Here is a 10,170-nt window from a genome sequence, read left to right on the forward strand (position 1 = left end):
GGGAAACACCATGGGATTCAATTGCGGCATCGTCGGCCTGCCTAACGTCGGCAAGTCCACCCTGTTTAACGCCCTGACCAAATCCGGTATCGCGGCTGAGAACTTCCCCTTCTGCACCATCGAGCCGAACAGCGGCATCGTGCCGATGCCCGATCCGCGCCTGGAAGCGCTGGCGGCCATCGTGATCCCGGAGCGCGTGCTGCCGACCACCATGGAGTTCGTCGACATCGCCGGCCTGGTGGCCGGGGCTTCGAAAGGTGAAGGCCTGGGCAACAAGTTCCTGGCTAACATCCGCGAAACCGATGCCATCGCCCACGTGGTCCGCTGCTTCGAAGACGAGAACGTGATTCACGTCTCCAACAGCGTCGACCCGAAACGCGACATCGAAATCATCGACCTGGAACTGATCTTCGCCGACCTCGACAGCTGCGAGAAGCAACTGCAGAAAGTCGCTCGCAATGCCAAGGGTGGCGACAAAGACGCCGTCGCCCAGAAAGCCCTGCTCGAGCAGTTGATCGCCCACTTCACCTTGGGCAAGCCGGCACGCAGCCTGATCAAGGACATGGGTGCCGATGAGAAGCAGATCGTTCGTGGCTTCCACCTGCTGACCACCAAGCCGGTCATGTACATTGCCAACGTTGCCGAAGACGGCTTCGAGAACAACCCGCACCTGGACGTGGTCAAGGCCATTGCCGAAGAAGAAGGCGCCATGGTCGTTCCGGTCTGCAACAAGATCGAAGCAGAAATCGCCGAGCTGGATGACGGTGAAGAGAAAGATATGTTCCTCGAGGCCCTCGGCCTGGAAGAGCCTGGCCTGAACCGCGTAATCCGCGCTGGCTACGAGATGCTCCACCTGCAGACGTACTTCACCGCTGGCGTAAAAGAAGTCCGCGCCTGGACCGTTCGCGTCGGGGCTACCGCGCCACAAGCCGCGGCCGTGATCCACACCGACTTCGAAAAAGGCTTCATCCGCGCCGAAGTCATCGCCTATGACGATTTCATCCAGTACAAGGGTGAAGCGGGCGCCAAGGAGGCGGGGAAATGGCGTCTGGAAGGCAAGGAATATATCGTCAAGGACGGTGACGTGATGCACTTCCGCTTTAACGTGTAAATTGTAGCTGGCATTGCAGGTGATTGCTTAGGGTTGCGAGACAGTCCTTTAATCATCCCGAAAGCCCCCATATATGGGGGCTTTCGTGTTTCTATGGCATGCATGAGATTGCAGCAGCATGCACAAAAAAAACGACTACACCGGTGTATACGGTTCTTGGACAGCCCTCGATTAGGTGTATACGATGGCAATTTTCCGGAAATGGACAGTGCCTGGATGCTTACGGACGCTCACTGCCGGGCTGCCAAGCCCAAAGCCAAGCTGTACCGCATCAACGATGCTAGAGGCCTTTATCTAGAGGTGAAGCCGAACGGCGTGCGTGCTTGGCGTTACCGATTCAAACTGAGTGGAAAGGCCTCCTGGTTCGCTCTAGGCGACTACCCTAGTATCTCGCTGGCAAATGCTCGCGAGAAATGCGACGAGGCTCGCAGGCTAGTCAGACAGGGAATTAGCCCAGTACAGAATCGGCAACTGGAGAAAATTACGCGAGAGCTTGATGCCTCGAATACGTTCGAATCAGTCGCCTCGGAATGGCTCGCATTGAAAGACTGGGAGCCCGTGACGAAAACACGTCGCCTGGGGATGCTCAAAAGAGTTGTGTTTCCATCAATTGGAAAACTCCCTGTGCGGACTATCAAGCCAGCGCACGTTTTAGACATTCTTAACAGGACGGTTAGGCGTGGCGCACCATCCGTTGCGGCGGAAGCTAAACGCACGATGTCGGCAGTATTCGAATTAGCTGTCGCGACACTGAGAGCCGACAGCGACCCTGTTTGGCCGGTAAGAAAGGCTTTGCCACCGAACAAGACACAACACAAAGCGGCACTATCCCCTGTCCAGGTTGGCAATCTGCTCAACGCTTTCGAATCACATGGAGGTCACTTTCAAACCGTCATGGCTTTTCAACTCATGTGGTTGACGCTGACCCGTGCCAACGAAAGCGTGCAAGCTCAATGGCAGGAGTTCGACCTCCCAAATGCCTTATGGAAGATCCCGAAGGAGCGGATGAAAGCCAGAAGGGAGCACACGCTTCCTTTACCTCGCCAAGCAATTTCAATCCTGAAGGCGATGCACCCGATTACCGGGCATGGTACATACGTTTTTCCTAATCGGGACGATCGCCAGCGGCCGATGGCCGACGCATCCTTTCGTCAGGCGCTGAAAAAGCTCGGATGGGCGACAATCTATAGTCCACACGGTACGCGGACCACCGGAAGCACTAGGCTCAATGAAATGGGTTACAGGGCGGACGCAATTGAAGCCCAACTCGCCCATGCAGAGCCGAACGCTGTGCGCCGTGCATATAATCACGCAACGTATATGGATGAGCGGATCAAAATGATGCAACACTGGGCCGATCAGCTGGATCAGTGGAAAACGGAGGCTTCACATGCTTAGAGTTGATAGCGAGATGGATTGCGCAGCTTTTAGACTCGCGCTGATTGGGCGTATCTTAGAGCACGTTGAGATTCAGATACTTTCTGATGCTCAGCGCACCGCTTTGTTTGAAGCCTTAGACAAACCGGGGGAAATTTTCTTTGAGCTTCAGTCCGCAGACATCCAACCAAGATTGCGATCTTTGAGAAAAGCCGCTTCGGATGCTAGGCGCCTTTCTCAATCCCTAAAGCTAGTCGACGAACTAGATGTCGAACACTTTGATCACGACTCTGATGAGAGCATCAAGATTTCTAGTCAGATTAGATCGCTCGATGCCACGGCTGATCGCCTAGAAATAGTCATTAATGACATTTTAGAAAAATCGAAAAAAACTCCTGCCCTCGTTCGATTCTTTAAGGCATTACACGCGTTTCCTTTATTGAACACACTTGCTCTCTACAATATCCCTCCAAGCACTCGAAATGATTTTACGAGCAGAGGTACCCGCGCTAAAGATGTAGACAAAAACGTATTTCTACCTGATTTAACTGCTAACACTACCCTGGCAATGAAATGTGTAATGCTAAATCTATTTTCCTTGAACAAATCAAAATTAGATTGGAGCACCACAATCACAATGATCGAATACGGTAGAGATTTTTCTAAGCAGGTCGTCCATAACGATGCTGCTGGTAGGCAACTTCGTGAGCTGGCGTCGCCGCTTGTTGAATCCCTCCATAGAGCGACGGCCCGTACCGTAGAATCAATTGGCTTCGAGCCGGACGAAACACTAGTTCAAGAGCAGGAAGAAGAGTTTCGATTAATGCAACTACTACCCGACTTTAAATCGCTGGGGCAAAAACCACGGCAATATCACTAATCCACAAAAACCATCTAGCGCTAACGGTGGATTCGGGTCACAGATATTCGCCTTACCTATCTTGGCATATGCCAATTTTACATGAAGGGGCATTACTGCTCAGCATTACGCTTCACTTCAATTGGGTAAGGCACCGCGAGATAATCCCCCCAGTAACGCAGCTCGAACGACACTATGAACAGAACCCAACGTTGGACAGTGAAATGCCAAGATCCTGCGGATGGAAGCGGCGACGTTATCGTTGACTTACCACCGGACCTAGTCGCCGACCTAGGATTGAACATCGGCGACGTGTTTACTGTTGAGGTGATTGACGGAGCGATAGTCCTGAAGCCGACGCCGAGCGAATCCCCACCCCCCTGAGTTTGCAACCCAGCGGCTCACCCTATCGTCAACCGGGCTCGTCCAAGGCTGTCAGGGGCTCCTTAGGACAGGCAGAAATCGGCCAAAAGCGGACGTAATGGCGTTTGTGTAGTATCTGCCTCTCCTCCAATCTATCTGAGGTGCTCAATGTCTGGCCGCCGCTCTTCGTCCCCAGCAAGAGCTGTCCGAGACATGCAAAACGCACGTTCGCTTTTGGGAAAGCGACTGAGCGTGTTGCTGCACGACCAGTATTATTTCAACGAAGAGAAATATATGGGAGACATAGGCTCTCTAGAATGGCGTTTTGGCGAGCGAGAGGTTTTATCCATGTATCTCTTGAGTGATGGCGAGAGAGTAGGCGCCGACTTACTGTAAGCGTACGCCCAATACACCTTGCTTTTTTTTGTGGCATGGATCACCGTTCAGCCCCCTTCAAGCAGCTCTACAAAAAGCTTGGGTAATACTGGGGTAGACGACTTCAACAACATTTGACGTTAGCAAATACCTAGAGAAGAAAGCATGCACGCCGCTGCCTGGCCCCCATTGATGAACTGAAGCTCGCAGTAGACGCTGCCGCTATGCGCTGACATATACGGCTGTGACTCTGCTTCATGCTGCTCCAAAAAGGAAGCAGCGGCTCTGCTTCGTCCGTGGTTTTTCGACGCTTTGGCGCGGAGAAACGGAAGTTGGCTATTTTTCGTATCGGGTATTGATATGCACCTTTTCAACGCTTTGATGGCTCGTGCCATCCCTTTTATTCCTCGCGCAATTATCCAAAAAATCTCCCGCCGCTACATTGCTGGTGCCACGCTAGGCGAAGCCCTTGCGCGAGTTCAACAGCTAAACGCACAAGGTTTTTGTGTGACTCTCGACGTATTGGGCGAGACTATTTCGACTCTACAACAGGCTGAGAACACGGCGATCGATTACATTGATTTGCTTGAAGCGATTCAAGCAAATGGATTAAAAGCCAATATTTCGATCAAGCCTTCCTCGCTTGGATTGCTCCTTGACATGCAGCAATGCGAACGTCTCGCAAAGCGCATTCTTGAAGCCGCAGAGGGTCACAAAAACTCTGTTTGCATCGATATGGAAGATATTAACTGCACGGAAAAGGAAATCGATCTGTTCACCCGATTGAGGAGAGGCCATGACAATGTTGGGCTGGCATTGCAGGCTTATTTGAAGCGTACTTATCAGGATATTGAGGTGCTCACACGCGAAACAAGCACTTTGCGCATCTGCAAGGGTATCTATGTGGAGGAGCGATCGCACCTTGTGAACGGCTCATGGAGCGACCGTACTGCCATCAACCAGCATTTTTTGGCTCACGTCATGCGCTGCTTTAACGCCGGCAGCTTCGTCGGTGTTGCCACGCACGACGCTGCACTGATCGAGCAAGTTATTGCTCTGGCCCGAGACAACCGTATCGACAGAACCCAGTTTGAATTCCAGATGCTGCTAGGCGTTTGCGAACCCTTGCGTGACAACGTGTTGAGAATGGGATTCAGCGTACGCATTTACGTACCTTTTGGTATGGATTGGTACGGTTACAGCACGCGCAGACTGAATGAGAACCCTAGTATCGCGGGCCATGTCGCCAAAGCGCTTATCGGTCTCTGACGACCTAGTAAAAGTACACAACAGGATCGCTGCATTCAGCAAGTGAGCTCCAAGGTTCGATCACTTTGATCTGAGCAGTGATCATTTCTCTGACGTAATTTGTGATGAGATGACTCCCTCCAGTGAACGCTGGAGGGAGGCATCGCTTCATGAAGGGGTTTTGTGAGCATCTGCCCAGTAACCGGCCAGCGAAGTCGCCTTCCCTAACCCGTCCAATGCGGATGAACTACTGTCCGCCCAGGGTCTTTGTCTGGTTCTTCCGTCGCGCGCGACAGCGGCGGCGACTCGATGGACGGTTTCTGCGATGCGCAGCCGATGTAAAGCTCTCTAGCCACGAACAAAGAGCAGCGCAGATATGGACGCTCTATCTCGATCACTCATTTCCTTTCAAAAGCGTCAATCCCGGTAAGTTGAGCGGATAGCGCCCAAAGACGTTCGGCTTGATCAGGGTCGGCGGCATTAGGCCGGACGCCGATAAAGGATGGTGGTTCGCTTGCGTCCAGCGATGCGATCTCACAGTCCTCACAATACAAACCTCCCATGCCATTTAACTGCGGAGCTGTTGCGGCCCAAATTTGGGTGGCCGCGCCCTGCTGCGTCGTCTTGAAAGTCGGGTCGGCAAGGTGGCCGTTAACGTCTAGCCAGCCGGCGGCAATCATTTCGTCCTGCGCCAGATGACGCTGGAGCGGTGTGAGAATCTTGCCGGGATGAAGGGAGAAAGCACGGACACCCTCGTGTTGACCAAGCCGATCAAGGTGGACAGCAAACAATGCATTGGCCGTCTTCGACTGCCCATAGGCCAACCACTTGTCGTAGCCCTGCGTGAATTGCACATCGTTCCAGCGGATACCCGATTGGTGATGGCCTGCCGATGACACTACTACCACCCTTGCACGACCCTTGAGCGCAGGCCATAGCAAATTCACGAGGGCGTAGTGCCCCAGATGATTGGTAGCGAACTGTGCCTCCCAACCCGCCCCTACGCGGGTTTCCGGGCAAGCCATGATTCCCGCGCTGCCAATCAGGATGTCGATGTGTCGGTCGCTTGCCAGGAAACGGTGTGCGAAGTCATGCACGCTGGTCAGGTCGGAAAGATCCAGTCGCTCGATTTCCACATTAGGGATTCCGTTAGTCTTTGCGCGAGCAGCTTCAACATCACGTGCTGCGACAACGACACGCGCGCCCGCATTGGTCAGTGCCCGTGTCGTCTCCAGGCCCAGGCCGGAATGGCCCCCAGTCACAATGGCGGTGGTGTTGGATAGATCGCACCCTTCAAGTATCTCTGCTGCGGTGGTTACCGCTCCGAAACCCGAGTGGATGGGAGACTGTTTGCTGGTCATGGCGTGTCCTTGTGCATCTGACATGGAATAGGGGCAAAACCCACGACCACCATTGTCTAGACTAGACTTAGGACTGTGAATGCAGCAAAGTCCAATTATCTGTCGAGATCGTCCTATACACCTTATGGATCCCCTGTCCGAAGCCCTCTCCCTCCTAAATACTCATAGCTCCTTTTTTGCAGGTCTGAAGGCTGGTGGAGACTGGGCCATCGACTTTCCGCCACCCGACGGCATCAAGTTCAATGCAATCCTTGAAGGGACTTGTTGGCTAGTGGTGGAAGGCGTGGAGCAACCTATCCGATTGACGGCCGGAGATTGCTTTCTTTTGCCACGTAAGCGGGCGTTTTCACTCCGCAGCGACTTGGCATTTCCGGCCATCCACTCGGATGCGATTTATCGCCATGCCGTCAATGGCATCGCCAGTTGTGGGACAGCCGATGCGTTTTTCCTGATCGGGGGACGTTTTGCCTTCGGTGAGGAAGCCCGCCTTCTATTTGACGGATTACCTCCCGTCGCAGTCATCAAAAGTGGTTCGGATCAAGCTTCCGTGCTGAATTGGGCCTTGCAGCGTATTGCTCATGAACTCACCAATCCGTCTCTTGGTAACTCGATTGTGGTTCAGCATCTCGGCCACATCATGCTAGTGCAGGTTCTACGAATTTATTTGATCCAAGAAGGAAATAGCTCGCCGAGCTGGTTGCTTGCTATATCTGATCCACGTATCGGGGCGACCATTCAAGCCATTCATGCCGATCCGGCGCGTTCTTGGACGGTCGAGAACCTTGCCAAAATCGCGGGTGTTTCTCGCTCGACCTTCGCTTTGCGATTCAAGCAAAAATCTGGTGTCGCCCCTTTAGAGTACGTCTTGCGCTGGCGCATGCAATTAGCTACGAGATTGTTGAAAACAAACCACACCACCATTTCGTCCATAGCACAAAAGCTGGGCTATGACTCCGACAGTGCATTTAGCCACGCTTTCAAGCGCATTATGACGTGTTCGCCTCGTGAATACAGAGAGAGAGTGGCTTCCATATCCCAGCATTAGGGCCGATCTTCAGTAGGCTGACGAGGCACATGCTTTGATAAGTAATAGGTATCCATTGATGTGGCAGCAGCAGCTCGATCTCACTGGCTCGCTGCGTCGGCAACCGCGTCAGCACATCCTTGAGATACGCATACGGATCATGCCCATTCATGCGGGCTGACTGGATCAAGCTCATGATCGCCGCCGCCCGCTTACCGCTGCGTAGCGACCCGGCGAACAACCAGTTCGAGCGTCCAAGTGCCCACGGCCGGATCAAGTTCTCGATCTGGTTGTTGTCGATAGGCACAGCACCATCTTCCAGGTAGCGCGTCAGCGCTACCCAGCGTTTAAGGCTGTAATCCAGGGCCTTGGCTGTAGCCGTACCCTCGGGCACAAGTTCGCGTTGGGCCAGCATCCATTCATGCAGTTTTTCAGCGATGGGCACCGCTGTTTCCTGGCGTAGGTGCCAGCGATCTTCGTCGCTCATTTCCTTGGCGTGTCGCTCGACCTCGTACAGGCCGCCGATTGAGTGCAACGCCTGCTCCGCCAACTGGCTTTTATTTGCTACAAGCAGGTCGAAGAACTTGCGGCGAGCATGCGCCATGCAGCCGATTTCGGTGATGCCCAGCTCGAAGCTGGCCTTGTAACCGGCGAAGTCATCGCAGACCAGCTTGCCGCTCCACGTGCCCAGGAAGTTACGCGCATGTTCGCCGGCACGGCTGGGGCTGAAGTCGTAGACCACGGCCTTGAGTGCCGAGAATGGCGTGCTGCTGTAGGCCCAGACGTAAGCGCGGTGCGTTTTTTTCTCACCAGGAGCCAGCATTTGTACCAGCGTTTCATCTGCGTGTACCACGCGCTGGGCCAGCACCGCTTCGCGCATGGCATCGACCAGCGGCTGAAGCTGCACGCCGGTTTGACCCACCCACTGCGCCAGTGTCGAGCGCGGGATGGCCAGGCCGGCACGGCCGAAGATCTTTTCTTGTCGATAGAGCGGTAGGTGGTCGGCGAACTTGGCCACCATCACATGCGCCAGCAGGCCGGCGGTGGGGATGCCCTTGTCGATCACCTGCGGTGGTACCGGCGCCTGGATCAGCGTTTCGCACTGCCGGCAGGCCCATTTCCCACGCACATGCTGTTCGACGGTGAACACACCCGGCGTGTTGTCCAGCTTCTCGCTGACATCTTCACCAATACGCTGAAGCTGGCAGCCGCAGGTGCACTGGGTGTTGTCTGGCTCGTGTCTGATCACGGTGCGCGGGAGCTTTGGCGGCAACGGTGCACGCTTGGGTTGCTGGCGTGGTTCTGCCTGGGCGGGTGCTGGATGAAGTGCTTTTAACTCGGCCTCGATGGCTTCGAGGTCGGTATTGAGCAGGTCATCGAGCAAGCTGCCTTGTGCCGGGCTGATCTGCTCGCTGCGCTTGGCGAACTTGTGGCGTTTGAGAATGGCGATCTCGTGAGTGAGTTGCTCGATGATCGTTTCATCACGATGGATCTTTCTGTCCAGAGTGTCGACCTTGGACATCAACTGCGCAGCTAGCGTGCGCAGTTGTTCGGGAGTCATTTGGTCGAGATCGGGCGAGGAAGTCATGCCGTGGATTTTACCAAAGCAGCCCGACTGCTACAGCTAAAAGGCAGCGTTTAAAGCAATGTAATTGCGCCACCAGCACCGACTCGTTGCCAGGGCAATCCAAGTACCAGCGCCTGAAGTTGTTCGGAGTCGAGTTCGACTTCCGCCCCACGGTGGATGCCCGGCCAATGAAACTTGCCTTGGTTCAACCGCCGCGCCGCCAGCCAAATACCGACGCCGTCATGCACCAGCACCTTCATGCGGTTGGCCCGGCGGTTGGCAAAGAGGTAGGCGCAGTGCGGCTTCGCCGCACCGAACACGGCAACCACCCGGGCCAGTGCCGTGTCGGTGCCGGCGCGCATGTCCATGGGTTGGGTGGCGAGCCAAATGGAGTCGATGCGAATCATTGGGCCAGGCCACGAATAAAACACGCACAGCCGTCCGGATCCGAGGCTGGCCATTTTACGGTGATGGATTTATCGCCCAGAGGTAGCGAGATGATCACCATCTCTTCTGTTGCGCGCTTGGGGGCAGCTTTTATGGGAACGAAGGCCGGCAGGGTTGCGGGTGATTGATCCCGGTAAATCGGTAGCCACTTGCGGATCACATTGGCGTTGATGCCGTGATGAATGGCCACGCTAGAAATCGTCGCTCCAGGTTGCAGGCACTCCTGGACGACTTGGGCTTTGAACGGTTTGGGGTAAGAGCTTCGTTGGCGCATGAAAATCCTGGCGATAAGGGCGATCGCGTCCGCTTAATGATCTGACCCCGAAATGTTGGACGCCTTCTATGCCCGCCGTGCTTGAGTCCTGTATTCCACAGGGCTCAGGCCACTTAGCTTCAGCCTGATTCGCGAATGATTGTAGTAGTGTATGTAGTCCTCTA

General features: G+C 54.5%; 11 protein-coding genes and 1 pseudogene. 7 read left to right on the forward strand and 5 right to left on the reverse strand.

Going from position 1 to position 10,170, the window contains the following annotated elements; genetic code table 11:
• Nucleotides 1-10 precede the first annotated feature (10 nt).
• The 6 genes from ychF (at nucleotide 11) to AACY31_RS26000 (ending at nucleotide 5,354) form a co-directional block, all read left to right on the forward strand.
• Nucleotides 11-1,111 (forward strand): redox-regulated ATPase YchF, encoded by a 1,101-nt coding sequence (ychF, locus tag AACY31_RS25980; RefSeq protein WP_339477732.1) that lies wholly within the window; start codon nucleotides 11-13, stop codon nucleotides 1,109-1,111.
• A 216-nt stretch (nucleotides 1,112-1,327) separates the two neighbouring features.
• Nucleotides 1,328-2,509 (forward strand): tyrosine-type recombinase/integrase, encoded by a 1,182-nt coding sequence (locus tag AACY31_RS25985; RefSeq protein ID WP_339505320.1) that lies wholly within the window; start codon nucleotides 1,328-1,330, stop codon nucleotides 2,507-2,509.
• Nucleotides 2,502-3,368: a hypothetical protein gene (locus AACY31_RS25990; protein WP_339505322.1), complete on the forward strand. Its 867-nt coding sequence runs from the start codon at nucleotides 2,502-2,504 to the stop codon at nucleotides 3,366-3,368. The genes AACY31_RS25985 and AACY31_RS25990 overlap by 8 nt, the downstream gene beginning before the upstream one ends.
• A 174-nt stretch (nucleotides 3,369-3,542) precedes the next feature.
• Nucleotides 3,543-3,731: an AbrB/MazE/SpoVT family DNA-binding domain-containing protein gene (locus AACY31_RS29095; protein WP_445261579.1), complete on the forward strand. Its 189-nt coding sequence runs from the start codon at nucleotides 3,543-3,545 to the stop codon at nucleotides 3,729-3,731.
• Nucleotides 3,732-3,923: 192 nt separating this feature from the next.
• Nucleotides 3,924-4,106 (forward strand): hypothetical protein, encoded by a 183-nt coding sequence (locus tag AACY31_RS25995; protein WP_339505323.1) that lies wholly within the window; start codon nucleotides 3,924-3,926, stop codon nucleotides 4,104-4,106.
• Between the two features lie 339 nt (nucleotides 4,107-4,445).
• Complete coding sequence (locus AACY31_RS26000; RefSeq protein WP_339505324.1) at nucleotides 4,446-5,354, forward strand: proline dehydrogenase family protein; 909 nt, start codon at nucleotides 4,446-4,448, stop codon at nucleotides 5,352-5,354.
• A gap of 377 nt (nucleotides 5,355-5,731) precedes the next feature.
• Here AACY31_RS26000 and AACY31_RS26005 read toward each other — a convergent pair whose 3' ends face one another.
• Nucleotides 5,732-6,694, reverse strand: coding sequence for an SDR family NAD(P)-dependent oxidoreductase (locus AACY31_RS26005; protein WP_339505326.1), 963 nt, complete (start codon nucleotides 6,692-6,694; stop codon nucleotides 5,732-5,734).
• A gap of 124 nt (nucleotides 6,695-6,818) precedes the next feature.
• On the opposite strand from AACY31_RS26005, the gene AACY31_RS26010 reads away from it, so the two are divergent.
• Nucleotides 6,819-7,739: an AraC family transcriptional regulator gene (locus AACY31_RS26010; RefSeq protein ID WP_339505330.1), complete on the forward strand. Its 921-nt coding sequence runs from the start codon at nucleotides 6,819-6,821 to the stop codon at nucleotides 7,737-7,739.
• Nucleotides 7,740-7,782: 43 nt separating this feature from the next.
• Here AACY31_RS26010 and tnpC read toward each other — a convergent pair.
• The 4 genes and pseudogenes from tnpC to AACY31_RS26030 form a co-directional block, all read right to left on the reverse strand.
• Nucleotides 7,783-9,306 (reverse strand): annotated as a pseudogene (gene tnpC, locus AACY31_RS26015) (IS66 family transposase); the annotation flags it as partial.
• 50 nt (nucleotides 9,307-9,356) lie between these two features.
• Entirely contained in the window at nucleotides 9,357-9,692 is a 336-nt protein-coding gene (gene tnpB, locus AACY31_RS26020; protein WP_339505327.1) for an IS66 family insertion sequence element accessory protein TnpB, read from the reverse strand.
• Nucleotides 9,689-10,006, reverse strand: coding sequence for an IS66-like element accessory protein TnpA (tnpA, locus tag AACY31_RS26025; RefSeq protein ID WP_339505329.1), 318 nt, complete (start codon nucleotides 10,004-10,006; stop codon nucleotides 9,689-9,691). Before tnpA ends, tnpB begins: the two co-directional genes overlap by 4 nt.
• 66 nt (nucleotides 10,007-10,072) lie before the next feature.
• Nucleotides 10,073-10,170, reverse strand: a 98-nt coding sequence (locus tag AACY31_RS26030) for an IS3 family transposase (protein WP_146186410.1), incomplete at its 5' end; no start/stop codon positions are given.

Origin of the sequence: Pseudomonas sp. RL_105y_Pfl2_101, assembly GCF_963970585.1 — a bacterium.
In the GTDB taxonomy this organism is placed as follows: domain Bacteria; phylum Pseudomonadota; class Gammaproteobacteria; order Pseudomonadales; family Pseudomonadaceae; genus Aquipseudomonas.

Coding starts and splice junctions, on each gene's coding strand:
- ychF (WP_339477732.1), top strand. CDS start 11: ATGGGATTCAATTGCGGCATCGTCGGCCTGCCTAACGTCGGCAAGTCC.
- AACY31_RS26000 (WP_339505324.1), top strand. CDS start 4,446: ATGCACCTTTTCAACGCTTTGATGGCTCGTGCCATCCCTTTTATTCCT.
- tnpB (WP_339505327.1), bottom strand. CDS start 9,692: ATGATTCGCATCGACTCCATTTGGCTCGCCACCCAACCCATGGACATG.
- AACY31_RS25985 (WP_339505320.1), top strand. CDS start 1,328: ATGCTTACGGACGCTCACTGCCGGGCTGCCAAGCCCAAAGCCAAGCTG.
- AACY31_RS25995 (WP_339505323.1), top strand. CDS start 3,924: ATGCAAAACGCACGTTCGCTTTTGGGAAAGCGACTGAGCGTGTTGCTG.
- AACY31_RS26010 (WP_339505330.1), top strand. CDS start 6,819: ATGGATCCCCTGTCCGAAGCCCTCTCCCTCCTAAATACTCATAGCTCC.
- tnpA (WP_339505329.1), bottom strand. CDS start 10,006: ATGCGCCAACGAAGCTCTTACCCCAAACCGTTCAAAGCCCAAGTCGTC.
- AACY31_RS26005 (WP_339505326.1), bottom strand. CDS start 6,694: ATGACCAGCAAACAGTCTCCCATCCACTCGGGTTTCGGAGCGGTAACC.
- AACY31_RS29095 (WP_445261579.1), top strand. CDS start 3,543: ATGAACAGAACCCAACGTTGGACAGTGAAATGCCAAGATCCTGCGGAT.
- AACY31_RS25990 (WP_339505322.1), top strand. CDS start 2,502: ATGCTTAGAGTTGATAGCGAGATGGATTGCGCAGCTTTTAGACTCGCG.